24 protein-coding genes are annotated in these 24,317 nt (G+C 71.6%); 5 read left to right on the top strand and 19 right to left on the bottom strand.

Annotated elements, in window-relative coordinates:
- Nucleotides 1-71: 71 nt before the first annotated feature.
- From AC068Z_RS10035 to AC068Z_RS10100, 14 genes are all read right to left on the bottom strand, one after another.
- On the bottom strand, nt 72-737 hold the full coding sequence (locus AC068Z_RS10035) for a response regulator (protein WP_451729187.1): 666 nt from the start codon (nt 735-737) through the stop codon (nt 72-74).
- On the bottom strand, nt 734-2,053 hold the full coding sequence (locus AC068Z_RS10040; protein ID WP_478554125.1) for a sensor histidine kinase: 1,320 nt from the start codon (nt 2,051-2,053) through the stop codon (nt 734-736). Before AC068Z_RS10040 ends, AC068Z_RS10035 begins: the two co-directional genes overlap by 4 nt.
- A gap of 86 nt (nt 2,054-2,139) precedes the next feature.
- Complete coding sequence (locus tag AC068Z_RS10045) at nt 2,140-3,009, bottom strand: alpha/beta hydrolase (protein WP_478554127.1); 870 nt, start codon at nt 3,007-3,009, stop codon at nt 2,140-2,142.
- Nucleotides 3,010-3,155: 146 nt separating this feature from the next.
- Nucleotides 3,156-4,343, bottom strand: a complete 1,188-nt coding sequence (gene kynU / locus AC068Z_RS10050; protein WP_478554129.1) for a kynureninase — start codon at nt 4,341-4,343, stop codon at nt 3,156-3,158.
- Entirely contained in the window at nt 4,336-5,175 is an 840-nt protein-coding gene (locus tag AC068Z_RS10055) for a tryptophan 2,3-dioxygenase family protein (protein WP_478554131.1), read from the bottom strand. Before AC068Z_RS10055 ends, kynU begins: the two co-directional genes overlap by 8 nt.
- Before the next feature lie 150 nt (nt 5,176-5,325).
- Nucleotides 5,326-5,739, bottom strand: a complete 414-nt coding sequence (locus tag AC068Z_RS10060; protein WP_478554133.1) for a DUF3151 domain-containing protein — start codon at nt 5,737-5,739, stop codon at nt 5,326-5,328.
- On the bottom strand, nt 5,669-7,210 hold the full coding sequence (locus AC068Z_RS10065; RefSeq protein WP_478554135.1) for an MFS transporter: 1,542 nt from the start codon (nt 7,208-7,210) through the stop codon (nt 5,669-5,671). The genes AC068Z_RS10060 and AC068Z_RS10065 overlap by 71 nt, the downstream gene beginning before the upstream one ends.
- A 65-nt stretch (nt 7,211-7,275) precedes the next feature.
- On the bottom strand, nt 7,276-8,298 hold the full coding sequence (gene fbaA, locus AC068Z_RS10070) for a class II fructose-bisphosphate aldolase (protein WP_478554137.1): 1,023 nt from the start codon (nt 8,296-8,298) through the stop codon (nt 7,276-7,278).
- Nucleotides 8,299-8,435: 137 nt separating this feature from the next.
- A complete protein-coding gene (gene pyrE / locus AC068Z_RS10075) occupies nt 8,436-8,984 on the bottom strand; it encodes an orotate phosphoribosyltransferase (protein ID WP_478554139.1) in 549 nt (182 codons plus the stop codon).
- 10 nt (nt 8,985-8,994) lie between these two features.
- Nucleotides 8,995-9,783 (bottom strand): aldose epimerase family protein, encoded by a 789-nt coding sequence (locus AC068Z_RS10080; RefSeq protein ID WP_478554141.1) that lies wholly within the window; start codon nt 9,781-9,783, stop codon nt 8,995-8,997.
- Nucleotides 9,784-9,827: 44 nt separating this feature from the next.
- On the bottom strand, nt 9,828-10,634 hold the full coding sequence (locus AC068Z_RS10085; RefSeq protein ID WP_478554142.1) for an SRPBCC domain-containing protein: 807 nt from the start codon (nt 10,632-10,634) through the stop codon (nt 9,828-9,830).
- An 86-nt stretch (nt 10,635-10,720) separates the two neighbouring features.
- Entirely contained in the window at nt 10,721-12,361 is a 1,641-nt protein-coding gene (locus tag AC068Z_RS10090) for a polyamine aminopropyltransferase (protein WP_478554144.1), read from the bottom strand.
- 78 nt (nt 12,362-12,439) lie between these two features.
- On the bottom strand, nt 12,440-12,958 hold the full coding sequence (locus tag AC068Z_RS10095) for a DUF2617 family protein (RefSeq protein WP_478554146.1): 519 nt from the start codon (nt 12,956-12,958) through the stop codon (nt 12,440-12,442).
- 373 nt (nt 12,959-13,331) lie between these two features.
- The gene (locus AC068Z_RS10100; RefSeq protein WP_478554148.1) at nt 13,332-13,598 is read right to left on the bottom strand and encodes a hypothetical protein; all 267 of its coding nucleotides are present in this window, start codon (nt 13,596-13,598) and stop codon (nt 13,332-13,334) included.
- 135 nt (nt 13,599-13,733) lie between these two features.
- Between AC068Z_RS10100 and AC068Z_RS10105 the strand changes: the two genes are divergently transcribed.
- The gene (locus AC068Z_RS10105) at nt 13,734-14,924 is read left to right on the top strand and encodes a pyridoxal phosphate-dependent aminotransferase (protein ID WP_478554150.1); all 1,191 of its coding nucleotides are present in this window, start codon (nt 13,734-13,736) and stop codon (nt 14,922-14,924) included.
- 113 nt (nt 14,925-15,037) lie between these two features.
- Here the strand turns inward: AC068Z_RS10105 and AC068Z_RS10110 are convergent, their stop codons facing one another.
- Nucleotides 15,038-15,568, bottom strand: a complete 531-nt coding sequence (locus AC068Z_RS10110; protein ID WP_451729237.1) for a YbjN domain-containing protein — start codon at nt 15,566-15,568, stop codon at nt 15,038-15,040.
- A gap of 137 nt (nt 15,569-15,705) precedes the next feature.
- On the opposite strand from AC068Z_RS10110, the gene AC068Z_RS10115 reads away from it, so the two are divergent.
- A complete protein-coding gene (locus AC068Z_RS10115; protein ID WP_478554153.1) occupies nt 15,706-15,837 on the top strand; it encodes a hypothetical protein in 132 nt (43 codons plus the stop codon).
- 30 nt (nt 15,838-15,867) lie between these two features.
- Here the strand turns inward: AC068Z_RS10115 and clpB are convergent, their stop codons facing one another.
- A complete protein-coding gene (clpB, locus tag AC068Z_RS10120; RefSeq protein ID WP_478554155.1) occupies nt 15,868-18,465 on the bottom strand; it encodes an ATP-dependent chaperone ClpB in 2,598 nt (865 codons plus the stop codon).
- Between the two features lie 128 nt (nt 18,466-18,593).
- Here clpB and AC068Z_RS10125 point away from each other — a divergent pair, with 128 nt between their 5' ends.
- Nucleotides 18,594-19,004, top strand: a complete 411-nt coding sequence (locus AC068Z_RS10125) for a pyridoxamine 5'-phosphate oxidase family protein (protein WP_478554157.1) — start codon at nt 18,594-18,596, stop codon at nt 19,002-19,004.
- Between the two features lie 152 nt (nt 19,005-19,156).
- Here the strand turns inward: AC068Z_RS10125 and AC068Z_RS10130 are convergent, their stop codons facing one another.
- Nucleotides 19,157-19,495, bottom strand: coding sequence for a hypothetical protein (locus AC068Z_RS10130; protein WP_478554159.1), 339 nt, complete (start codon nt 19,493-19,495; stop codon nt 19,157-19,159).
- A 279-nt stretch (nt 19,496-19,774) separates the two neighbouring features.
- Between AC068Z_RS10130 and AC068Z_RS10135 the strand changes: the two genes are divergently transcribed.
- The gene (locus tag AC068Z_RS10135) at nt 19,775-20,788 is read left to right on the top strand and encodes a helix-turn-helix transcriptional regulator (protein ID WP_478554161.1); all 1,014 of its coding nucleotides are present in this window, start codon (nt 19,775-19,777) and stop codon (nt 20,786-20,788) included.
- 8 nt (nt 20,789-20,796) lie between these two features.
- Nucleotides 20,797-21,795 carry a helix-turn-helix transcriptional regulator gene (locus tag AC068Z_RS10140; RefSeq protein WP_478554162.1) on the top strand — a complete coding sequence of 333 codons (999 nt, stop codon included), beginning with the start codon at nt 20,797-20,799 and terminating at the stop codon, nt 21,793-21,795.
- Here the strand turns inward: AC068Z_RS10140 and AC068Z_RS10145 are convergent.
- Nucleotides 21,749-22,795 carry a helix-turn-helix transcriptional regulator gene (locus AC068Z_RS10145; RefSeq protein ID WP_478554164.1) on the bottom strand — a complete coding sequence of 349 codons (1,047 nt, stop codon included), beginning with the start codon at nt 22,793-22,795 and terminating at the stop codon, nt 21,749-21,751. The genes AC068Z_RS10140 and AC068Z_RS10145 overlap by 47 nt on opposite strands.
- A gap of 221 nt (nt 22,796-23,016) precedes the next feature.
- Entirely contained in the window at nt 23,017-24,126 is a 1,110-nt protein-coding gene (locus AC068Z_RS10150; protein ID WP_478554536.1) for a sugar ABC transporter substrate-binding protein, read from the bottom strand.
- Nucleotides 24,127-24,317: the final 191 nt, after the last annotated feature.

Raw genomic sequence — 24,317 nt, forward strand, 5'->3', positions numbered from 1 at the left:
GCCATCGTGGCTGGTCGCGCCCACGCGGCAGAGCCGCATGCCGATCCCGCGCCCCCTGTCGCCCGCCGTGCTCAGCCCGGCGTCACCAGGCGCGCCTCGTACGCGAACACCGCCGCCTGGGTGCGGTCCCGCAGGCCCAGCTTCACCAGGATCCGGCTGACGTGGGTCTTGATGGTGGACTCGGCCACCACCAGCCGCTCGGCGATCTCGGCGTTGGACAGGCCCTGGGCGATCAGGACCAGGACCTCCGTCTCGCGTTCGGTGAGCTCCCCGTAGGCCGCCTGAGCTCCGGCGAAGGCCCGCGGCGCCTCGGACAGCTTGGAGAACTCCGTGATCAGGCGGCGGGTGACCGAGGGCGCGAGCAGTGCCTCCCCGGAGGCCACCACCCGCACGCCGTCGGCGAGTTGGCGGGCGGACGCGTCCTTCAGCAGGAACCCCGAGGCCCCGGCCCGCAGCGCCTGGTACACGTACTCGTCCAGGTCGAACGTGGTCAGGACCAGCACCTTCGCCGTGCCGTCCGCCGCCACGATCTCCCGGGTCGCCTCGATGCCGTTCAGCTCGGGCATCCGGATGTCCATCAGGACGACGTCCGGGGCGAGTTCGCGGACCTTCGCCACCGCCTCGCGGCCGTTCACCGCCTCGCCGACGACCTCGATGTCCGGCATCGCGTTCAGCAGGACCGAGAAGCCCTCGCGGACCATCATCTGGTCGTCCGCGATCAGTACACGGATGGTCATGCCTCGTCCCCCGCGAGCGCCGGGACCGGGAGGAACACCGCCACCTCGTACCCGCCCTCGTCCGTCGGTCCCGCCGTCATCTCGCCGTTCAGCATGGTCACGCGCTCCCGCATGCCCGTGACGCCGTGCCCGGCGCCGGGCGAGGGCTTCACCAGCGCGGGTGCGGGCGGCGCGGTGTTGACGATCCGCAGGCCGAGCCCGCCGAGCACATACCCGATCTCCACCTTCGCGCTCGCGCCGGGCGCGTGCCGCAGGGTGTTGCTCAGGGCCTCCTGCACGATGCGGTACGCCGACAGCTCCACGCCCTGCGGCAGTTCCCGCACCGCGCCGGTCACCGTCTTCGCCACGTCGAGACCCGCGTCCCGCACATTGGCCAGCAGCGCGTCCAGGTCGGCGAGCGTGGGCTGCGGGGCGTCGGGCGCCTCGTAGTCCTCGGCCCGTACGACGCCCAGGACGCGGCGCAGTTCGGTCAGGGCAGCCACCGCGTTCTCCCGGATCGTGGCGAAGGCGCGCTCCAGCTCCTCCGGCGGGTTCTCCACCCGGTAGGGGGCCGCCTCGGCCTGGATGGCCACGACCGACATGTGGTGGGCGACCACGTCGTGCAGCTCGCGGGCGATGGTCGTGCGCTCCTCCAGCAGGGTCCGCCTGGAGCGCTCCTGCGCGGTCTCCGTCGCCTGCGCGGTCACCTCCTGCTCGGCCGTGCGCCGGATGTGCCAGACGGCGACACAGAGCAGGACGAGCGCGGAGACGACCAGCATGGGGCCGGTGTTGGTGCCGTAGTAGTAGCTCGGCCCGAAACCGGCGTCGGCGACGAGGCCGTACGCCGCCGTCAGCAGCCACATCCAGGCCGCCGTACGCGGCCTCGTGCGCACCGCCACGATCGTCAGGACCGCCAGATGGCTGACCATGGCCCCGGCCATCCACGGCCATTCGCTCCAGCCGCCGCCCAGAATCCCGGCCACCGGAGTGGCCGCCATGGACAGCCAGAACGCGCCGAGCGGCCGCACCAGGGTGACCAGCACGGGTATCGCGCAGACCAGTGCGGCGAGCAGCGGCACGCTCTCGCCGTCCTCGGCGGCGGCGAAGGCCGCGATCAGGGCGGCGCCCACGATCAGGGCGTGCGGGGTCCAGCCCGCGTACTCCCGCAGCCGGCCGGGCAGCCGCCGGGTCAGCGGGCCGTCGACGCGCATGCGCGGCAGCGGGCGGTAGGCGAAGGCGTCGGTGAGCAGGTCCTGCCGCAGCCCGCGCAGGGCGTCCGCGGCCAGCCGGAACTCCGGGCTGTGATCTTTGCTGGTCGTCTCGGTCACGTACAGCACGGTAGGGCGCGGCCCGGGCCCCCGTCGTCACCTGCGAGAAGGGTCCTTCCGGGTCCGTCTCAAGTACTACGGCGGCCCGGGCGCGCTCACCAGGCGAGCTGGGCGATCTCCTCGGCGACGACCGCGCAGGCGTCGGCCGCCGGGTCGATCAGCGGGAAGTGGCCCACGTCCTCCAGCAGCGTCAGCCCCACCACCTCGCCGGCCTTCGCCGCCGCGTCCGCGTAGGACTCGGCGACCATCTGCGGCACGTCGAGGTCCCCGCGGCCCTGCACGAGGGTGGTGGCGATACCGGTGGGCAGCAGCAGCGCGGGGTCGGCATACGGCCGTCGGTCGGCGAACCCCTCGTCCCCGCCGAGGAGTTGGCGGGCCGCGCCGCCGCAGACGTCCAGCTTGTCGGCGACCGCGAAGTCGGCGATCGGGGCGAGGGCGACGACACCGCGCAGCAGCGGCGGGCCGTCGACGCGCCAGGGGGCGTCGACGGGCAGGAGGTGCCTGGCCGCCGCCCACAGGGCCAGGTGGCCGCCGGCGGAGTGGCCGGTGACGACGGTCCGGCGGGGGTCGGCCTGCGGAAGGGTCTCGCGGACGAGCGCGGGCAGGGCGTCCATGGCGGCGGCGACGTCGTCGAAGGTGTCGGGCCACCGGCCGGCGAGTTCCGCCGAACCCTCCGCGCCCTTGCGGTACTCGACGTTGGCCACGGCGAAGCCCCGGCGGGCCAGGAAGTCCGCGAACGGGGTGATGTGGCGGCGGTCGTAGGGGGCGCGCCAGGCGCCGCCGTGCAGCACGACGACGAGCGGGGCGGGGGCGCCGGAGCCGGACGGGACGCGCGGGGCGTAGAAGTCGATCACCTGGTCGGGGTGGTCGCCGTACGCGGAGGTGGCATCCGGATCGACGGGCGGGTGCGAGAAGGCCGACTGCTCCTCGGCGGCGGCCCGGGCAGCGGCGGCGTCGTCCGGCATGCTCCAACCTCTCAAAGGCGAAACGGAAACGGGCGGACCAGGTGGGTTCCCGCACCGTGTGCCGGGACGGTATCAGCCCCGTGACGTGCGCCGACACGGGGCTGTGACCCTGGGTGAGGGGTAACGGTTCAGCGGAACTCACGCCGCTACGGACGCAGCAGTTCCCCGAGCACCCGCGCCGCCTTCTCCACGTCCGCGAACCCGACGTACAGCGGCGTGAAGCCGAAGCGGAGGACGTCCGGGGCCCGGAAGTCGCCCACCACCGACCGCTCGATGAGCCGCTTCATCACCGTGCCCGCGTCCTCGCAGCGCAGCGCGACCTGGCTGCCCCGCTCCCCGTGGGCGACCGGGGTGAGGGACTCGACGGCGCCCTCGGGGACGTACTCCCGGACGCACTCCAGGAAGAAGTCCGTCAGCGCCAGCGACTTCGCGCGCACCGACTCGATCGAGACGTCCGCCCAGACGTCCAGCGCCGCCTCCAGCGCGAGCATCGAGAGGATGTCCGGCGTGCCCACCCGGCCGCGCAGGGCGCCCGGTGCCGCTTCGTACTCCGGGCGCATGCCGAAGGGCTCCACGTGGGAGTTCCACCCGGGCAGCGGGGAGTCGAAGCGGGACTGCAGGTCCGACCGGACGTACAGGTACGCCGGTGAACCCGGGCCGCCGTTGAGGTACTTGTAGGTGCAGCCGACCGCCAGGTCGACGCCGTGCTCGTCGAGCCCGACCGGCAGCGCCCCCGCGCTGTGGCACAGGTCCCACACCACGTACGCGCCCGCCGCGTGCACCGCCGCCGTCAGCGACGGCAGGTCGTGCAGCCGCCCGGTGCGGTAGTCGACGTGGTTGAGCAGCACGGCGGCCGTCCGGTCACCGAGCACTGACGGCACCTCGGACGGCCGCACCGGACGCAGCCGGCACCCCGTCATCCGGGCCGCGGACTGCGCGATGTACCCGTCCGTGGGAAAGGTCGTCGCGTCCACGACGATCTCGTCCCGGCCCTCACCGGCGAGCCGCACCGCCGCCACCAGCGCCTTGAAGACGTTGACGCTGGTGGAGTCGCCCACCACGATCTGCCCTGGCGCCGCCCCGACCAGCGGAGCGATCCGGTCGCCGATCCGCTCGGGCGCGGTCCACCAGCCGCTCTCGTCCCAGGACCGGATGCGCAGGGCGCCCCACTGCCGGCGCACGACGTCCTCGACCCGGCCGGGGACGTGCGCGGGCAGGGCGCCCAGGGAGTTGCCGTCGAGGTACACCACCTCGTCGAGCACGAACCGCTCGCGGACCCCGGCCAGTTCGTCGGCGGCGTCGAGCACGGCCGCCCTGGTCACCGGCTCAGACATGGGACCTCGCCGTCCACAGCTCGGGGAAGACGTTCTTGCGGGCCCGCTTCTCCAGCCAGGCCACCCCGGCCGAACCACCCGTGCCGGCCTTCGCGCCCATGGCCCGGCGGGTGGCGACCAGATGGTCGTTGCGCCAGCGCCACACCAGCTCCGCCACGTCCGTCAGCGCCTCGCCCAGCCGGGCGACCTCGTCCCCGGCGTCGCCGGAGTAGACGGCGGTCCAGGCCGCCTCGACCTGCTCGGACGGCTCGTAGCGCTGCGAGACGTCCCGCTTCAGCACCGCCTCGGGGATCGCGTGCCCGCGCCGCGCCAGCAGCCGCAGCACCTCGTCGTACAGGCTGGGCTCGTGCAGCGCCTTCTCCAGTTCCGCGTGGACGCGCGGGGCGCCGCGGTGCGGGACGAGCATGGACGCGGACTTCTCGCCGAGCAGGAACTCCATCCGCCGGTACATCGCGGACTGGAAGCCGGAGCCCTCGCCGAGGGCGGAGCGGTAGGAGTTGAACTGGGCCGGGGTGAGCTGGCCGAGCGGCTTCCAGGAGGCGTTCAGCGCCTCCAGCTCGCGCACCGAACGCTTCAGCGCGTCGATCGCGACCGGCACCCGGTCCTCGCGCAGCGCGTGCGCCGCGGTCTCCCACTCATGGACGACGACGGTGAACCACAGCTCCATGACCTGGGTGGTGACCAGGAAGACCATCTCTCCGGGATCGTCGGAGAGGGTGTGCTGGAGGTGGGTGAGCACGTCCGCCTTGACGTAGTCCTCGTACGGCGTCGTGCCTGCGAAGTCGAGATGCGGGGTCTCGGGCTCCTGGGTTTCGTGAGCCTCGTGGGACATCGCTGTCTCCTGTTGTGTACTCCGGGTAGCGGTCCGCCCCTGCCGTTACCGACACGGGGGCCCCGGTCCCCACCGCGAATCCTCCGGGGTCACCCCTGAAAAGTGCAAGGCCCGACTGGATCACAGCCGGACCCGCACTCGAGACCCCGGCTAGCCCAGCGTCTGGGCCGCCGTCGGCGAGGAGTCCTTCAGGAACTGGCTGCAGCGCTCGTACTCCTCCTGCTCGCCGATCGACCCGGCGGCGCGGGCGAGGGCGTGCAGGGCGCGCAGGAAGCCGCGGTTCGGCTCGTGCTCCCACGGCACCGGACCGTGGCCCTTCCAGCCGTTGCGGCGCAGCGAGTCCAGGCCGCGGTGGTAGCCCGTACGGGCATAGGCGTACGACTCCACGACGCTGCCCCGCTCGTACGCCTCATCGGCGAGCTGGGCCCAGGCCAGCGAGGACGTCGGGTACTTCGCGGCGACATCGGCCGGGGCCGTGCCGGACGCCAGGAGCTCACGCGGCTCCGGGTCGTCGGGGAGGTGGGTCGGGGGCGGCCCCCCGAGGAGGTTCTCGTGAATCGTCATGGGTTCCAGTCTGGTGCATCGGCTGGCCGATGCGCCCCTTGGGCCGTTCCCCCTCCAAGGGGGGCGCGGTGATCGAGCCGTGGGTGAGGCATTCGGGCCGCCGGCAGTCCGGCGGGAGGCTGCGTACGGTGGCGAAGGCCAGGACCGAGCCCGCCACGAGGATGCCCGCGCACCAGAGCATGGCCTCGCCGAAGGCGTCGTCGAAGGCGGTCGGTGAGCGGTAGGCCTCCTCGCCCATACCGGTCAGCAGGGGGAGCGCGGCCACCGCGACCAGGCCGGCGGCGCGGGCGGCCGCGTTGTTGATGCCGCTGGCCAGGCCCGCCCGCGTGACGTCGACCGAGGCGAGGACGGTGGCGGTCAGCGGGGCGACCAGGGTGACCAGCCCGGCCCCGAAGACCAGCACGGCGGGCAGCACGTCGGTCAGGTAGTTCGCGTCCGGGCCGACCCGCAGCATCAGCAGCAGCCCGGCAGCGCTGACCAGCGGGCCCACCGTGAGCGGGATCCGCGGGCCGATCTTGACGGCCAGCTCGCCGGAGCGGGCGGAGAGCAGCAGCATCAGCACGGTCGTCGGCAGCAGTGCCGTACCGGCGGCCAGGGCCGAGTAGCCGGAGACGACCTGGAGCTGGATCACGGCGAGGAAGAAGAACCCGCCGAGGGCCGCGTACACGCACAGGGTGACCAGGTTGACCGCGGTGAACTGACGGGACGCGAAGATCCCGAGCGGCATCATCGGGTCGGGGCGCCGCTTCTCGACGTACACGAACGCCACCCCGAGGCCCACGCCCAGCACCGCGGTGATCCAGTCCGCCTCGATCAGCGCGTACGTCACCAGCGCGAGCGCCAGCGCGCCGAGGGCGGCGCCGAGCACGTCGAAGCGGCCGTGCCGGGACCCGTCCCCGGACTCCGGCACGTGCCGCAGCGCGACGGGGACGCACAGCAGGGCCAGCGGGACGTTCAGCAGGAACACCCAGCGCCAGCCGGGCCCGTCCACCAGCCAGCCGCCCAGGAACGGGCCGACGGCCGCCCCGATGCCGCCGAAGCCGGACCACAGGCCCACCGCCCGCCCCCGGTCGTCGGGATGGAAGGAGGCCTGGATCAGGGCGAGGGAGCCGGGGGTGAGCAGCGCCCCGCCGACCCCTTGCAGGGCGCGGGCGGCGATGAGGACCTCGGCGTTCGGGGCGAGGCCGCACAGCAGCGAGGCGGCGGCGAACCACACGACACCGATGACGAAGACCTTGCGCCGGCCGTACCGGTCGCCGAGGGACCCGCCGAGCAGGATCAGCCCGGCCAGGGTGAGCATGTAGGCGTTGACCGTCCACTGGAGCGCGGACAGGTTCGCGTCGAGGTCCTCACCGATGCGGGGCAGGGCGACGTTGACGACGGTGGAGTCCAGCAGCGCCATGCTGGAGCCCAGGACGGTGGTCAGCAGGATCCAGCGGCCCTGCGGGGAGGCGAGCCGTACGTCGGGCATGCACCCAGGTATACAGCGAGCCCGGCGCCTGTGGCAGGCGCCGGGCTCGGCAGTGCACTCGGGGACTACTTGATCTTCGTGCCCGTGGAACGCAGGTTGCCGCAGGCCTCGACGACACGCGCGGCCATGCCGGCCTCGGCCAGCTTGCCCCAGGTGCGCGGGTCGTAGGTCTTCTTGTTGCCGACCTCGCCGTCGACCTTCAGGACGCCGTCGTAGTTCTGGAACATGTGCGCGGCGACCGGACGCGTGAAGGCGTACTGGGTGTCCGTGTCCAGGTTCATCTTCACGACGCCGTTCTCCAGCGCGGTGGCGATCTCCTCGGCGGTGGAGCCGGAGCCGCCGTGGAAGACGAAGTCGAACGGGCTGGTCTTGCCGTACTTCTCGCCGACGCCCTGCTGCAGGTCCTTCAGCAGCTCGGGACGCAGGACGACGTTGCCCGGCTTGTACACGCCGTGCACGTTGCCGAAGGAGGCGGCGAGCAGGTAGCGGCCCTTCTCGCCCAGGCCCAGGGCCTCGGCGGTGCGCAGGGCGTCGTCGACCGTGGTGTAGAGCTCGTCGTTGATCTCGTGGGTGACGCCGTCCTCCTCGCCGCCGGTCGGGGTGATCTCGACCTCGAGGATGATCTTCGCGGCGGCTGCGCGGGGCAGCAGCTCCTGGGCGATGGCCAGGTTGTCGGCCAGCGTCTCGGCGGAGCCGTCCCACATGTGCGACTGGAACAGCGGGTTGCGGCCGGCCTTCACGCGCTCCTCGGAGACCGCGATCAGCGGGCGGACGTAGCCGTCCAGCTTGTCCTTCGGACAGTGGTCGGTGTGCAGCGCGATGTTGACGTCGTACTTGGCGGCCACGATGTGCGCGAACTCGGCCAGGGCGACGGCGCCGGTGACCATGTCCTTGCTGTGCTGACCGCCCAGGAACTCCGCGCCACCGGTGGAGATCTGGACGATGCCGTCGCTCTCGGCCTCCGCGAAGCCGCGCAGGGCAGCGTGCAGGGTCTGGGAGGAGGTCACATTGATGGCCGGGTAGGCGAACTTGCCTGCCTTCGCCCGGTCGAGCATCTCGTTGTAGACCTCGGGGGTTGCGATGGGCATCTGTCCGCTCCTTGTGATGTGCGGGTTGCGTTCTGCGTCCTACGGCCCTGACCTAGACCTGGGAGGCGACGTCATCGTCGTCGGGCCCATCTTTCCAGACGAACCGGGATGCTCCGAGAGCTGTCTCAGCCCTGACCTCAGTCCAGGCCGAGCTCGTCCTTGGAGTAGGCGAAACGGTAGGGCACGCCCGCGCCCTCCTCGATCTTCTCGGCGGCGCCGGTGGCCCGGTCGACGATCGTCGCGACGGCCACGACCTCGGCGCCGGCCTCGCGCACGGCCTCCACGGCGGTGAGCGGGGAGCCGCCGGTGGTGGAGGTGTCCTCGACGACGAGCACCCGGCGGCCGGAGATGTCCGGGCCCTCGACGCGGCGCTGCAGCCCGTGCGCCTTGGCGGCCTTGCGCACGACGAAGGCGTCCAGCTTCCGCCCGCGGGCCGCGGCGGCGTGCAGCATGGCGGCGGCGACCGGGTCGGCGCCCATGGTGAGGCCGCCCACCGCGTCGAACTCCAGGTCGGCGGTGAGGTCGAGCAGCACCTGGCCGACCAGCGGGGCGGCCTCCCCGTCGAGGGTGATGCGCCGGAGGTCGACGTAGTAGTCCGCCTCGAGCCCCGACGACAGGGTCACCTTGCCGTGCACCACGGCCTTGTCCTTGATCTGCTGCAGCAGCGCGCCGCGTACATCCGTCATGCCGACCAGCTTAGATGCGGGTCCAGCTCCAGACGGTCGTGGCCTCCAGCGGCTCCAGCGGGGTGACCAGGCGCGGCAGCGTGTTCAGCCCGTTGGGCGGACCGGTCTGCGGCTCCACGCAGACGGCGGCCTCCTGCTCGTCGTAGACGACGACCCACTCCTCACCGCTGGTCACCTTCAGCCGGAGCTGTCCGGGCCACGTGAGGGTGACGTCGACACCGCCGGGCATGCCGAAGCAGTCGTCCCAGGGGCCGGGCTCGGGGTCGACGCGGTTGCCCGTGGGCAGGTGGTCGTCCCCGCGCTCCTCCTGCCAGGCGGCGGTGAAGTCGAGGGTGACGTCCTCGCCGCCGAGGTTCCGGTTGAACCACGGGTGCCAGCCGATCTGGGCCGGGAAGGAGTCCTCGTACGTCTCCACGGACATCGTCAGCGTCAGGGCGTCCTCGGTGAGGGCGACGACCTGGGTGACGCGTCCGGTGTGCGGCCACGGGTCCACGAGGTCGTACGTGATCACCGCCTCGTCCGCGGTCGCGCGGGCGGTGCGCCAGGCGCCGTCACGGGCGGTGCCGTGGATGGCGTGCGGGGAGGCGTTCAGCGGCATCTGGCGGACGGTGGCGCCGTCGCGGAAGCGGCCGTCCCTGATCCGGCCGCACCAGGGGACCATGGGGAAGCAGCCGAAGCGGTCCCCCTGGCGGAGGAGTTCGGTGCCGCCGACTCTCAGGCCGCCGATCCGTCCGCCGTTGCCCGGTTGTACGGTCACCTCCGCGTCGCCCGCGGTCAGCGTGATGTCTTCGGTACTCACGGGACGACCCTACTGGGGCGATCAAGGGGGCGTGGGCCGCTGGTTCAGCGGCGCTTTCTCAGCACCCGGCTGACGACGATCGCGGACGCGACGGCGAGCGCGGCGGCGGGCGCCGCCCAGCGCAGGGTGCCGGCCTGGGCGGTGGGGGTCGGTGCCGGGACGGGGGCGTACCGGCCGCGGGGCGGGGCGTGGTCGACCTCTTCGGCACTGCGGCCGATCATGGTGCGGCGGGCGTGGGCGGCCTCGGGGGCGGATTCCTGCGGGGCTTCGGCCGTGGGGTCCTCGGCTTCGTCCTCGGCCCCGGGTGCCCCCTGCGGGGCTTCCTCGTCGTCGGCACCTGCCGGTCCGGCTGCTTCGGGGGTTGGCTCAGCGGCTGTGAGAGGCGCTTCTGCTCGCTCCGCCTCCGGCTCCGGCGCTTTCTCCTCGCTGTCCACCGTCCCCAGGTTCTCCGCGAAACGGTTCAGCAGCCGCGTCACCGCTGAACTCACCTGTTCCGCCGGGAGTTGCGCGATGCGGCCGTCCGCCTTGGCCGTGGCGTCGAAGGTGAGGGTCGTGCCGTCCTCGGTGTCGTCCAGCCGGAGCGTCAGGGACAGTTCGACCGCACCCGTGCCCCTCGCCTCCGTCGCCTCGCCCTCCACCGCGAAGGAGCCGTCCCGCTGGGGCGAGACCCGCAGCGCGCCCCGGTAGGTGACCGAGTGGCTGCCCACCCTCAGCTTCAGGCGGCCGCTCACCGGTGTCTCGGCGCCCGCGTCCTGCTGGAGGCCGGGGAGTGCCCGGGCCACCCGGGCGGGGTCGGAGAGGGCCTGCCGCACACGAGCCGTGGCCACCGGGACGAACACCTCAAGCTCCATGTCAGCGGAGCCTACCCACGAGACGCGGGCTCGCACCCCCCGTCGGCGTAATCTCGCGGCACGTCCGGGTATCCCCACGTGACGCTTCAGTACCGCGGATGCACCAGCGTCGACGTCGGCAGTCCTCGCACCCGCAGGTCCTCCGCCGCCCGCACGTCCTCCAGCAGCCGTGCCTCGGTCAGCGTGCGCAGTCGCGGGCCGTGCGGGGACAGGCCCGGCGACGGCGGCCTCGGGCCCTTCGTCGCGAGGATGAAGCCCCAGTCGTGCGGGGCGTCCGCGCGGCCGGAGGAGCGGTCGGGTCCGTCCGCGAAACCGGGGGCGCGGCCCGCCACGCAGTACGGGGCCGTCGCGAGACCCGCCGCGCGCAGGGTCGTCTCCACCGTCCAGAAGACCCGGGGCCGGGAGGCGACCGGACCCGCGTGCACCACCAGGCGTCCGTCGTCGGCGAGGACGCGGCGCGCCAGGCCGTAGAACTCCTGGGCGTACAGCTTGGTGCTCGCCGTGATGCCCGGGTCGGGGAGGTCGGAGACGACCACGTCGTAGCGGACGTCCGGCGGCCGGCGCAGCTGGCGGAACGCGTCCGCCGTGGTGACCCGGACCCGCGGATCGTCGTACACCCCGCCGTTGAGGCTGGTCAGGGCCGGGTCCTCGCGGGCGAGCCGGACCACCTCGGCGTCGAGTTCGACGACGTCCACCCGCTGGACGCCCGGATGCCGCAGCACCTCCCGCGCGGCCAGGCCGTCGCCGCCGCCGAGGATGAGGACGCGGGCGTGCGGGCCGTTCATCGCGGGGTGGACCAGGGCCTCGTGGTAGCGGTGTTCGTCCCGGCCGCTGACGCGGAGCCGGCCGTCGAGGAAGAGGTTTGCCGAGCGGCCGTCGGTGCCGCCGGTGAGGACGATCTCCTGGACGTCGGTCTGCAGCGCGACGCGTACGTCGGCGCCGTACACCGCCCGCCGGGCGGCCCGTTCGAAGTCGTCGACGTGGAGCGCGGCCGCCGCGAGGAGGCCGAGGACGGTGAGGTTGGCGGCGAGCAGCAGCCAGCGCCCGCGCCGGGTCAGGTCGCCGCGGAACAGGCCGAGGACGAGGGCGCCGCCCGCCAGCGCGTTGACCGCGCCGGTGATCAGCGCGCCGGTCAGCTGGCCGAGCAGGGGCAGGAGGAGGAAGGGGAAGGCGAGGCCGCCGACGAGCGCGCCGACGTAGTCCGCGGCGAACAGGTCGGCCACCGCGCCGCCCGCGTCCTGGCGCCGGATGCGCTGGATCAGCTCCATCAGCAGCGGCACTTCGGCGCCGATCAGCAGGCCGATGGCGAGCGAGAAGGTCACCAGCAGCACCCGGGGCCCCTGTCCCCACATCCCGCCCCAGCCGCCGGTCCAGGCGAACGCGGCGTACAGCGCCAGCGCGCTGCAGCCGCCGACGAGGGCGAGGACCGCCTCGATGGCGCCGAAGCCGGCGGCGGCGTGCCAGCGCAGCCGTTTGGCGACGAGCGAGCCGAGACCCATCGCGAAGACCATGACGGACAGCACGACCGAGGCCTGGGTGACGGAGTCGCCGATCAAGTACGACGCCAGGGCGACCAGTTCGAGTTCGTACACGAGTCCGCAGGCGGCGCAGACGAAGACGCACGCGAGGACCAGGAACCGTCCCGTCCCCGGCCGCACGGGCAGCCGCGCCCGGCCGCCCCAGGGTGGCGGGGTGCCGGGCGGGGCGGGCGCGTGCGGTTCGATCACGCTGCGACGTTACGTCACGGCGGCGTCACGCTTCGTCACCCACACGTGTGGAACTGCCCCTTGAAACCCGCGAGTAGCTCACACGCTCGCCGGAATCCGCACCCCGACCCGGGTGCGGGTCGCCACCAACTGGCCGTCCTGCGGGTAGGCGTGCCAGGTCCGCCAGTGCATCTGACCCTCGTGCCGCTGTGCGAGCAGGGCGGTGAAGGCGTACGGGCTGCCGGGGAAGACCCCGGCCAGGCCGTTGGGGTGGTCGGCGACGAGCGCCAGCAACTCCTGCGCTCGGCCCGCGAACTGACCCGGCGCCAGTCGCTCGACGCGGGCGGCGAACTCGTACTCCCAGTCCCCGATCCGCTTGGCGACGCCGAGCGGGAGGGGGGTGCTGCTGCCCGGGATGCAGGCCACCGTCTCCGAACAACTCCCCCGCTCCTCCTCCAGAAGTACCTGATGGGACGCGCCGAGCAGTCTCAACTGGAGCTTCGAACCGGACAGTTCGAGGTCGAGCGTGGCCAGTGCGGGGAGCGGCTCGCGCCCCAGGGCCCAGGCGAGGTCGGCCGCGCGCGTGTCGGTGTAGGAGGTGTTCAGGGTCGTGAGCATGGATCGGCTCCGCTAGCACGCAAAGAAAGGAGGGGGGAAGGGAAGTGTGCGTCCGGCGCACCCCGGTCGGCACCTGGCGAACGGTCCGGTCAGCCCAGTCGGCGAGTCGAGGGGATGGCCGCGGGACGTCCGAGGGGCTGCGTTGGTGATTTAGAGGGAATCATGAACGGTGGTGCCACCACAGCGTTTTTACCCAACTTCGTGGGGTTTCCATCCCTCAGAGGGCTCCACAGCTCAACTGTTCAACCACGGCGTGCGCCGTGTCGGCTGGGGCGTACGCCGGAGCGGACGACAGAGCCGTGGGGCCCGCCCCGACGAGCGGACCCCACGGCCCTTGATGCGGTTCCCCCTGAAGGAGCTCAGCTGCCCCGTGTCAGCTGCCTCCCCCGCATCCGCCTCCGCCACCGCCACCGCCGCAGGACGACGAGGAGCCGCCACCACAGGAGTGCCCGGACGACCCGCACGACGCGCCGGTGTCACCGGTGCCGACCCACCAGCCGCTGCTGCCGTCGTGACTGTCGCGACGGCCGTGGGAGCGCCGGCGCCCCTGCGCCATCTGCCGGCGCCCCGCGCCGACGATCGCCAGCGTGACCAGACCCGCGAACAGAACCACCAGGATGATGCCGAGAGCCATGGGCATGACGTCACCCTCCGTTTCTCCGCAGCGCCCCCGAAGCGGCCCCCCGTGGGCGCCTCGCCGGCTGCGTGACCGGGGAATGCCCTGCCCACTCACAGCCCAAAGCAGAGTTGAGGAACTCCAGAGCTTCGGCGCAGGATGGCCGGCATGACTTCTGGTGCGCGTCCCCTTCTCAACCGCAGTCTCGCCGAGTTCGGAACGACGATCTTCGCGGAGATGTCGGCGCTGGCCCTGCGGACCGGATCGATCAATCTGGGCCAGGGTTTCCCGGACACCGACGGGCCCGAGGAGGTACGGGAGGCGGCGGTGCGGGCGCTGCGTGACGGACGCGGCAACCAGTACCCGCCGGGCCCGGGCGTGCCCGAGCTGCGGCTGGCGGTCGCCGCGCACCAGCGGCGGCACTACGGGCTGACGTACGACCCGGACACCGAGGTGCTGGTGACGGCGGGCGCGACGGAGGCCATCGCGGCGGCCCTGCTCGCGCTGCTGGAACCGGGCGACGAGGTGGTGGCCCTGGAGCCGTACTACGACTCCTACGCGGCCTGCATCGCCATGGCGGGCGCCCGCCGCGTCCCGGTCACCCTGCGCCCGTCGGAGGGCCGCTTCCGGCTCGACCTCGACGAGCTGCGTGCCGCCGTCACCGACCGCACCCGGCTGCTGCTGATCAACACCCCGCACAACCCGACCGGCACGGTCCTCACCCGCGAGGAGCTGGCGGCGGTGGCGGAGCTGGCCGTGGAGCGGGATCTGCTGGTCGTCACGGACGAGGTCTACGAGCACCTGGTCTTCGACGGCGCCGAGCACGTCCCGCTGGCGACCTTCCCCGGGATGCGGGAGCGCACGGTCACCATCGGCTCCGCGGGCAAGACGTACTCGTTCACCGGCTGGAAGGTGGGCTGGGTGACCTCGGCGCCCGGCCTGGTGACGGCCGTACGCTCGGCGAAGCAGTTCCTGACCTACGTCACCTCCGGGCCGTTCCAGTACGCCGTCGCCGAGGCGCTCGCGCTGCCCGACTCCTACCTCGCCGACTTCCGCGCCGATATGCGGGCGAAGCGGGACCTGCTGGCCTCGGGGCTGCAGGAGGCCGGGTTCGAGGTGTTCCCCTCGGCGGGCACCTACTTCATCACCACCGACATCCGCCCGCTGGGCGAGAGCGACGGTTTCGCCTTCTGCCGGGCCCTGCCCGAGCGGGCCGGGGTCGTCGCCGTCCCCAACGCCGTCTTCTACGACCACCGGGACGCGGGCGCGCCCTTCGTCCGGTTCGCGTTCTGCAAGCGGACCGAGGTCCTCCAGGAGGCGGTACAGCGGCTGAAGCGCCTCGCGGGCTGACGGGGCCCGGTACGGCGAAGATCCGCGGGCCCAGTACGGCAAAAACCCGCCCCCGGCACGCGACCTCGGTGGTCGGTGCCTCGGGCGGGCTCTCGTCCGGCTGCGGGGCCTGACTACTCCTCGTCGCCCTCGGGCTTCTCGGCGTCGTTGATCTCCTGCTCCAGACCGAGCTGCTCGACGAGCCACTTGTCGAACTCGATGGCGGCCCGCACCCAGCTGACGGTGGAGGAGACGAAGTGCTCCAGGCTGACGCCGGTGCCGATCAGCATCTGCGCCTCACCGATCAGACGGACCGTGCCGTCGTCGTGGGTGTGCGTGTAGAGCTTGGGCCACAGGGTCCGCCGGTTCCAGTCGTCGATGGACTCCAGCAGCTGCGGCTTCTCGTCGATCTTGTGGGGCCGGTCGTAGAACGTCCGCACCGAGAAGACCTGCTGGTCACCCTCGCCACGGAACATGAAGTACGTACGGAACTGCTCCCACGGCGCGACGAGGTCACCCTCCTCGTCCACGAGGTGCTTGAGCTCCATCTGGTCGAGGAGCTGCTTCACGAGGTCCTGATCCGGGACGACGGGGCCCGCCGGTCCTTGCGGCTGCGGCTCGGGCTGGCCCCCGAAGTTCGGAATCGAGGACGGGTCGATGGTCACCGTGAATTTCCCTTCGTACGGATTCCGCCATCCTCCCCCATGCAGGGAGGGGGGTGGCAAGCCCCGGCCGGGCCTGTCAGCCTTCAGCTGACAGGATCTGGCCGACAGGCACGGCGGACGGGTGAAAGGGCGGTCTCATGGCGACCTCACAGATGACGGCGACGGCGGGACGCACCCGGTGGTGGGTGGTCGCCGCCATCCTGGGCCTGCCCGCCCTCGCCGTGGGCGGATTCCTCACCCTGGTCGCGATCTGGGTCATGACGGCCTGAGCGGGCGCCCGCGGCCGGGCGCCCGGACCGTCAGAGCGTCTTGCCCGTGCCCGGCCCCACGATCAGGCCGTCGCCGAAGGTGTCCACCCGGACCGTGTCACCGTCCTTGATCTCGCCCGCGAGGATCTCCTTGGCGAGCCGGTCGCCGATGGCCGTCTGGACCAGCCGGCGCAGCGGGCGGGCGCCGTAGGCCGGATCGTTGCCCTCGTCGGCGAGCCAGTCCAGGGCCTCGTCGCTGATCTCCAGGGTCAGCCGGCGCTCCGCCAGGCGCTTGGCCAGCCGGTCGATCTGGAGCCGGGCGATCCGGCTCAGCTCGTCCTTCGACAGCGCGGAGAAGACCACCAGGTCGTCGAGCCGGTTCAGGAACTCCGGCTTGAAGGCGGTCCGCACCACCTCCAGGACCTGCTCCTTCTTCTCCTGCTCGCTGGTGAGCGGGTCCACGAGGAACTGGCTGCCCAGGTTCGACGTCAGCACCAGGATCGTGTTGCGGAAGTCGACCGTACGGCCCTGCCCGTCCGTGAGCCTGCCGTCGTCCAGCACCTGGAGCAGGACGTCGAAGACCTCCGGGTGGGCCTTCTCCACCTCGTCCAGCAGCACCACGGAGTACGGCCGCCTGCGCACCGCCTCGGTCAGCTGGCCGCCCTCCTCGTAGCCGACGTAGCCGGGCGGCGCGCCCACCAGCCGGGCCACGCTGTGCTTCTCGCCGTACTCCGACATGTCGATGCGGACCATCGCCCGCTCGTCGTCGAAGAGGAAGTCCGCCAGCGCCTTGGCCAGCTCGGTCTTGCCCACGCCGGTCGGTCCGAGGAAGAGGAAGGAACCCGTCGGGCGGTCCGGGTCGGCGATGCCGGCGCGGGTGCGCCGTACCGCGTCCGAGACCGCCTGCACGGCCTCCGCCTGGCCGATCAGCCGGCGGCCCAGCTCCTCCTCCATGCGCAGCAGCTTCTGCGTCTCGCCCTCCATCAGGCGCCCGGCCGGGATGCCGGTCCAGGCGGCCACGGTGTCGGCGATGTCGTCGGCGCCGACCTCCTCCTTGACCATGGTGTCCCGGGCGGCCTCCTCCTCGGCCTCGGAGGCTTCCTCCAAGTCCCGCTCCACGCCCGGGATCTCGCCGTACAGCAGCTTGGAGGCGGTGTCGAAGTCGCCGTCGCGCTGGGCCCGTTCGGCCTGTCCGCGCAGTTCGTCGAGCTTCTCCTTCAGCTCGCCGACCCGGTTCAGGGACTGCTTCTCCTTCTCCCAGCGGGCGGTCAGGCCGCGCAGCTCCTCCTCCTTGTCGGCGAGGTCGCGGCGCAGCCGCTCCAGGCGCTCCCGGGAGGCCGGGTCGGTCTCCTTGCTCAGCGCCAGCTCCTCCATCTTCAGCCGGTCGACGGCGCGCTGGAGTTCGTCGATCTCCAGGGGGGAGGAATCGATCTCCATGCGGAGCCGGGAGGCGGCCTCGTCGACCAGGTCGATGGCCTTGTCCGGGAGGAAGCGGGAGGTGATGTACCGGTCGGAGAGGGTGGCGGCGGCGACCAGCGCGCTGTCCGCGATCTGCACCTTGTGGTGGGCCTCGTAGCGGCCCTTCAGACCGCGCAGGATCGCGATCGTGTCCTCGACGGTCGGCTCGGCCACCAGCACCTGCTGGAAGCGTCGCTCCAGCGCCGGGTCCTTCTCGATCCGCTCGCGGTACTCGTCCAGGGTCGTGGCGCCGACCATGCGCAGTTCGCCGCGCGCGAGCATCGGCTTGAGCATGTTGCCCGCGTCCATGGCCGAATCCCCGCCGGCCCCGGCGCCCACGACGGTGTGCAGTTCGTCGATGAACGTGATGATCTGGCCGTCGGAGTCCTTGATCTCCGCGAGCACGGTCTTCAGCCGCTCCTCGAACTCACCCCGGTACTTGGCCCCGGCGACCATCGCGCCGAGGTCCAGCGCGACCAGCCGCTTGTTCTTCAGCGACTCGGGCACGTCCCCCTTCACGATCCGCTGGGCGAGCCCTTCGACGACGGCGGTCTTGCCGACGCCGGGCTCACCGATCAGTACGGGGTTGTTCTTCGTACGGCGGGACAGCACCTGCACGACCCGGCGGATCTCCTGGTCCCGGCCGATGACCGGATCCAGCTTGCCCTCCCGCGCGGCGGCGGTGAAGTCGGTGCCGAACTTCTCCAGCGCCTTGTACTGCCCCTCCGGGTCGGCTGTGGTCACCCGGCGTCCTCCCCTCGCGTCCTGGAACGCCTCCAGCAGCTTCTTCGCGGTGGCGCCCTGCTGGGAGAGTACGTCCCCGGCCGGGCTGCCCTTCGCGGCGATCCCGATGAGGAGGTGCTCGGTGGAGAGGTACTCGTCGCCGAGCTCCTGGGCCTTCGCCTGTGCCTCGGCGATGGACGAGAGCAGCTCCCGGTTGGGCTGCGGCGGCGCCACGGTGGACCCGGTGACGCTGGGCAGCGCGGCGAGCGCCTTCTCGGCACCGGCGCGGACGGCGGCCTGGTCGGCCTCGACGGCGGCCAGCAGATCGGTGATGTTCTCGTTGTCCTGCCCCTGGAGCAGAGCCAGCAGCAGGTGAGCGGGGGTCAGGTCCGGGTGTCCTTCGGTCACGGCCCGGTTGCTGGCCGCGTTGATGGCGTCCCGGCTCCTGTTGGTCAGCTCTGCGTCCACGTATCCGTTCTCCTCCTGATCAGAGCACTCATCCACGCTGACTCAGTCAACGTACACAAAGTTGAGTCTATTCCACTCAAGTACGGTCCGGGAGGCCTGTCGGGGCACAAGCGCCTAGGGTTCCGCGCATGAACTACTCCCAGGACCCGGGTGCCCCCGACGACTCGTTTCTCAGCTTCTGGCGGGAACGGCACCTGTGCACCCTGACCACCCCGCGCCCGGACGGCAGCCCGCACGTGGTGCCGGTGGGCGTGACCTACGACCCGGAGGCCGGGCTGGCGCGGGTGATCGCGAACAAGGCGAGCACGAAGGTGGCCAACGTGCGGGCCGCCGGGGAGGCCGGCGCGCGGGTCGCGGTCTGCCAGGTGGCCGGACGGCGGTGGGCGACGCTGGAGGGACGGGCGTACGTCCGCACCGAGCCGGAGCGGATCGCGGAGGCCGAGCGGCGGTACGCGGAGCGCTATGAGCGCCGGCCCTCGCCGAATCCGGCCCGTGTGGTGATCGAGATCGAACTGGAGCGGGCCATGGGGCGCGGCTGATGCCGCGGGACTGACGGTTTTCAGCCAGGCGCCGTACCGGTGGATACGCCGACATGTCCCGTAAAACTGCAGCGGCGTCACCGTGTTCAGGTCACGGTGACGCCGCTGCGGGGGGAAGCACCTGAGCGATCTGTTACGACGGGGGAATCGCGTCAGGCACTGCGGGGGGTGGCTGAGATGGTCCGGGGCACCGGGACCTCCGGGTCCACCAGTTGCTGGTGGTCCCGCTGGTCCAGGTTCACAAAGATCATTCCGTATCGGATGGCACATCGCACGGGCTGCGGCGCCCCCCGGGGCCGCCGCAGGCAGCGATAGGCCCGCAGGTCCTCGTCCTCGTCGCGGGTGACGACGACCGGCTCTCCGAAGACAGTCACCATCAGCGAGTCACCGGCGTGGGGGATGGCGGTGACCAGATCGATGAAGTGCCAGCCGGAGCGGTAGGCGGTGGCCATTTCGCGACGGAAGGAGCGGTCGTCAGGTGGGGTCGTCACGTCAACTCCACGCACTGTCGTCCGTACGGACAGGAGCATCGCCCCCAGCCGCGGTAGCGGCCGGACTCGACCAGGCACTGTCTGCCTTCCCACTCGAGAGGCCACTCAGCGATCCGAAGGCCACAACGGCGGAGAAGGTGGCGACAAGCACCGAGCGAAGCATTCTCTTACGCATAGTCGGCTTCGTCCTCACTTGAAGGTCCCCTCTTCCCCCGTCGAGTAAGACGATGGCTCATTCGGGCACGTCATGGCCACACGATCGGTGCATCATGTTCCTGCATGTTCAGGACCCTGGGGGGTGGAGATTTAGCAATGAATCGGACTAAAGCGACGCATCCCCACGCTGTGACGGAGTTGTGCGAGGAAGGCGGTCGTCTTTACGCGAACGCGCTGCGCACGGGACGTATCGCCCGCTCGGACGTGGAATCCGCCCCTTGTCTGATGGAGTTCGCCCTGCTCCACCCCGATCCCGACGACGCCGACTGGCTGCGTCCGGTGCCGCCCGCGGTCGCCCTCGCCCAACGGCTCAATCCGATAGAGCGGGAGATCACCGAGCACCGGCGCCTGTCCATCGAGCTCGCCAGCGCTTTCGAGCCGTTCATGGCCCTCAGCGCCCAGGGCGAGCCGGCGTCCACGCACTCGATCACCGTATTGGAAGGCCTGGACCGCATCAACGCGGCGCTCGATCTGGCCATCGCCCAGTGCCGCAACGAGATGCTCACCGTCCAGCCGAGCCACCGCCATCCCGAGCGGCAGCTCGTCCAGGCGCTGGAGCGGGACAAGCTGCTGATCGAGCGCGGGGTCCGGATCCGCACCCTCTACCAGCACACCGCCCGCTACAGCCCGGAGCGCCTGGCCTGGGTGGACCACTTCGCCGACGGCAAGGCGGAGTACCGCACCATCGACGAGCTGGTCGAGCGGCTCATCATCTGTGACGAGTCGGTCGCCTTCATCCCCATCCGGGACGACCGCCAGGTCGCCCTGGAACTGCGCCACCCCGGGCTCGTGGGCTATCTCCTCAAGGTCTTCGAGTTCATGTGGAGCCGCGCGGTCCCCCTCAGTGCCGGCGCCCCCTACGAGACCGACCCCGACGGCATCACCGACATCCAGCACTCCATCGCCAAACTCCTCGTGGAGGGCCATGTCGACGAGGCCATCGCCCGCCGCCTCGGCATGAACGTGCGCACCTGCCGGGCCCACATCGCCAAGCTCGCCAACGCCCTCGGCAGCGGCAGCCGGGCCCAACTGGGCTACCTCATCGCGCAGTCCGGGATCCTGGACCGCGAGCAGTGAGCGGGCCGGTGAACGGGACCCCCCACCCCGAACACGGCCTGGACGAGCTGTGCGCGCCCGGCGCACGCCTGTACGAGCACGCCCTGCGGCACGGCCCGATAGGCGCCCAGGAGGCCGCTGAGGCCCCTTGCCTGGTCGATTCTGGGCTGCTCCAGCCCACCGTGGAGGACATCACCCTGCTGGAGCCCGTGGCCCCGGCCACCGCCCTGCACCGGCTGCTGCGCTCCTCCGCGGAGCGCGTCGCGGAGGAACGCCGGCGCGAGCTGCGGCTGACGGAGACCTTCGAGCAGTGGATGCGCATCGACGGGCGCCGCACCACCGGCTCCCAGTCCCCGCTGATCAAGGTGGTCACCGGCAAGCAGCGCATCAACGACACGCTCACCGAGGCCATGGCCGAGGCCGAGCGCGAGGTCCTCAGCATCCAGCCGGCCATCAGCTACGGCTCCCGCACCAACCCGGCCACCCATCTCACCGCCATGGCCCGCGACCAGGACCTGCTCGACCGCGGGGGCCGCATCCGCAGCCTCTACCCGCACACCCTGCGCCACTCCCCCCAGGTCATGGCGCGGTACGAGGAGCTGGTGGGCGATGTCGCGGCGCGCAGCCTGGACGAGGTCACCGACCGGCTGATCTGCGTCGACCGCACGGTCGCCTTCATCCCGGCCAACGCCGAGCGCACCCACGCCCTGGAGATCCGCCACCCGGCGCTGGTGCACTACCTGTTCACGGTCTTCGACCGGCTGTGGCACCTGGCCACGCCCATGTATCCCGAGGCCGTCCAGCAGCCCACGCTCAACGGCATCACCCCGCGCCAGCGCGCCATCGCCCGGCTGCTCGTCGAGGGCCACACCGACACCGTGATCGCCGACCGGCTCGGCATGAACGTCCGCACCGCCCGCGTCCACATCGCCAAGCTGGCGGCCACCCTGGGCAGTGAGAGCCGGGCCCAACTCGGCTATCTCATCGGACAGTCGGGGATCCTCGGCCAGGAACATCGGGCACGCTGAGCGGGCCGAGGCCGCTCGGGCGGGGCGGGCCGTCGAGGCCGGCCTGGGCGATCCGGACGCCGAGCTGGGTCCGGCTGGCCGCGCCGAGGGTCTCCGAGAGCCGCGCGATATGGGCCCGGCAGGTACGGACGCTGATCCCCAGGCGCTCGGCGATCACCGCGTCCTGGTGGCCCTCGGCGAGCAGCGCGGCGATGGACCGCTCGCGGTAGGAGATGCCCTCGATGCCGGTCTCGGGCAGTGGTGCGGTCAGCGGGATCGCGAGGCGCCACAGCCGCTCGAAGACCGTGACCAGGTACTGCACCAGCGCGGGATGGCGCAGCTCCAGGGCGAGCGTGCGGTCGGAGTTGGCCGGGATGAAGGCGACCGTGCGGTCGAAGAGGATCAGCCGGTCGATGACCTCCTCCAGGGTCCGCGCCTCCACCGCGTCGCCCATCAGCTCCAGGTAGTTGAGCAGCCCCTGCCCGTGCCGGGCGACATGCGTGTACAGATCGCGCATCCGCACCCCGCGCCCGCGCAGGGACATCGCCCGGTGCAGGCCCTCCGTCAGCTCGTGCTCGGGGCGGATGCCGCCCGGCTGCACGGTCAGCACCTCCGCCGTGCAGGCCTCGGTCGCCGCGTCCATGGCCGCCTGGATCCGGGACAGCCCGTCCAGGACCCGGATCGCGCTGCCCTCCGCCGAGGCGTTCTGGGCCGGCGGGCCGAGGCCCGCGTACCACTCGAAGGCCGCGACCGCCGAGCCCATCCGCCGCTGGCTCGCGCTGACCTCGTCGTAGACCCCGCGCAGCAGCCGGGTCATGACCTCCTGCGGGGACGTGGGCACCAGCCAGGCCATGTCGTCGGGGTCGGGGTGCAGCAGAGCGAGTTCCAGCAGACAGGGCACCGCCTCCGCGTCCTCGCGGGGCACGCGACCGCGCCGTACGGCCCGGGAATACACCCGATCCCCGGCCTCGCACAGTCGGTCAGCACCGTGTGGATGCCCGTCCGTCCCGTGCCCGGCCATCGCCCATCCCACCCCCGGTTCCCGCGTGTTCCGATGCAGCGCAACTATGCGCGGACGGGACGTGCTCCGCAACACGCCTCGACGCCCCGCACGGCCCGCCTGGCCCGGGTGTGTCCCCTTATGAGAACCCTCCGCGAAGGCTCCGTTTCCGGACACGCGAAACGGCCCGGTCCGCTGTCGGACCGGGCCGTGATCAGGCCTTCGTACGGCTCTTGTACGGCCTACTCGTTCAGGCCGATCTCCGCGCACGCCTCCTGGTACTTGGCGGCGCAGATCTCGGAGAGCTTGTAGATGCCGTCGTTGACGACGGTGTCCTTGATGTTCTCCTGGGTCAGCGCGACCACGGGGACGAGCTGGGCCGGGATCTCTTTGGTGGTGGGGCTGTCGACCCGGTCCGCGGTGAGGGAGTCGAACTTGATGTCCTTGCCCTGGACCTTCGCCACGGCCATCTCGGCGGCGGCCTCGGCCTCCTCCGGGTAGGACTTGTACACGCTCATGTACTGCTCGCCGGTGACGATCCGCTGCACGGCGTCGAGTTCGGCGTCCTGGCCGGTGATCGGCGGCAGCTCGGTGACGCCCGCGGCCTCCAGGGCCTTGATGACACCGCCGGCCATGCCGTCGTTGGCGGAGTAGACGGCGGCGATGTTGTCGACGCCGATCGCCTCGATCGCCTGGGTCATGTTGGCCTCGGCGTTCTCCGGCTTCCAGTCCTTGGTGTCGTAGGACTTGGCGATCGTCACCTGGCCGTTGAGCTCGGAGAGGGCGCCCGCCTTGAACTGCTTGGCGTTGGGGTCGGTGGGCGAGCCGTTCATCATGACGACCTTGGTGGAGGTGTCGACGTCGGCGCCGAGCGCGGCGATCAGGGAGCGGCCCTGGACCTCGCCGACCAGCTCGTTGTCGAAGGAGATGTACGCGTCGATCGGACCCTCGGCGAGGCGGTCGTAGGCGATGACCGGGATGCCGGCGTCCTTGGCCTTCTGGACGTCGGGCGCGATGGCCTTGGAGTCCACGGCGTCCAGCAGGATGACGTCGACCTTGTCGTCGATCATCTTCTGCATCTGGGTGCTCTGCGTGGCGGCGCTCGCGTCGGCGTTGGCGTAGGCGACCGAGCCCTTGTTCTCGGTGAGCTCGGCCACCTTCGCGCGGATGATGGGGTGGTCGAACTTGTCGTACCGGCTGTTGGCCGTCTCCGGCAGCAGCAGTCCCACCGTGATGTCGTTGCCCTTGGTCGGGCTCGCGTCGGCGCTGTCCCCCGTCACCCCGAGGGCGCCGCAGGCGGACAGCGAGAGGGTCATCGAGGACGCGGCCACGCATATGGCGATACGACGCATTGGGGAGCTCACTTCTGGTGCCTTCCGGACGCGGGCGCAGCATTGCGACCCAGCTGACTGAAAAGCCAACGCGGCACCGCCCCCCAGCGTCAAGCGGAATCACTTAACGAGTCCGCAACACCACGCTCCGCTTGGCTTGTGAAGGTCTGGCGGAACCCCCTCCAACTGGCCTTTACCTCCCCTCCGTACAA

Source organism: Streptomyces sp. NPDC043726 (assembly GCF_056436565.1).

What these genes read in the sequence shown, in the direction of transcription:
- pyrE (WP_478554139.1), bottom strand. Translation starts at nt 8,984, where the DNA reads ATGACGGATGTACGCGGCGCGCTGCTGCAGCAGATCAAGGACAAGGCC.
- fbaA (WP_478554137.1), bottom strand. Translation starts at nt 8,298, where the DNA reads ATGCCCATCGCAACCCCCGAGGTCTACAACGAGATGCTCGACCGGGCG.
- AC068Z_RS10115 (WP_478554153.1), top strand. Translation starts at nt 15,706, where the DNA reads ATGGCGACCTCACAGATGACGGCGACGGCGGGACGCACCCGGTGGTGG.
- AC068Z_RS10150 (WP_478554536.1), bottom strand. Translation starts at nt 24,126, where the DNA reads ATGCGTCGTATCGCCATATGCGTGGCCGCGTCCTCGATGACCCTCTCG.
- AC068Z_RS10065 (WP_478554135.1), bottom strand. Translation starts at nt 7,210, where the DNA reads ATGCCCGACGTACGGCTCGCCTCCCCGCAGGGCCGCTGGATCCTGCTG.
- AC068Z_RS10125 (WP_478554157.1), top strand. Translation starts at nt 18,594, where the DNA reads ATGAACTACTCCCAGGACCCGGGTGCCCCCGACGACTCGTTTCTCAGC.
- AC068Z_RS10085 (WP_478554142.1), bottom strand. Translation starts at nt 10,634, where the DNA reads ATGGAGCTTGAGGTGTTCGTCCCGGTGGCCACGGCTCGTGTGCGGCAG.
- AC068Z_RS10045 (WP_478554127.1), bottom strand. Translation starts at nt 3,009, where the DNA reads ATGCCGGACGACGCCGCCGCTGCCCGGGCCGCCGCCGAGGAGCAGTCG.
- AC068Z_RS10145 (WP_478554164.1), bottom strand. Translation starts at nt 22,795, where the DNA reads ATGGCCGGGCACGGGACGGACGGGCATCCACACGGTGCTGACCGACTG.
- AC068Z_RS10100 (WP_478554148.1), bottom strand. Translation starts at nt 13,598, where the DNA reads ATGCCCATGGCTCTCGGCATCATCCTGGTGGTTCTGTTCGCGGGTCTG.
- kynU (WP_478554129.1), bottom strand. Translation starts at nt 4,343, where the DNA reads ATGTCTGAGCCGGTGACCAGGGCGGCCGTGCTCGACGCCGCCGACGAA.
- AC068Z_RS10060 (WP_478554133.1), bottom strand. Translation starts at nt 5,739, where the DNA reads ATGACGATTCACGAGAACCTCCTCGGGGGGCCGCCCCCGACCCACCTC.
- AC068Z_RS10035 (WP_451729187.1), bottom strand. Translation starts at nt 737, where the DNA reads ATGACCATCCGTGTACTGATCGCGGACGACCAGATGATGGTCCGCGAG.
- AC068Z_RS10105 (WP_478554150.1), top strand. Translation starts at nt 13,734, where the DNA reads ATGGCCGGCATGACTTCTGGTGCGCGTCCCCTTCTCAACCGCAGTCTC.
- AC068Z_RS10055 (WP_478554131.1), bottom strand. Translation starts at nt 5,175, where the DNA reads ATGTCCCACGAGGCTCACGAAACCCAGGAGCCCGAGACCCCGCATCTC.
- AC068Z_RS10095 (WP_478554146.1), bottom strand. Translation starts at nt 12,958, where the DNA reads ATGCTCACGACCCTGAACACCTCCTACACCGACACGCGCGCGGCCGAC.
- AC068Z_RS10135 (WP_478554161.1), top strand. Translation starts at nt 19,775, where the DNA reads ATGTTCAGGACCCTGGGGGGTGGAGATTTAGCAATGAATCGGACTAAA.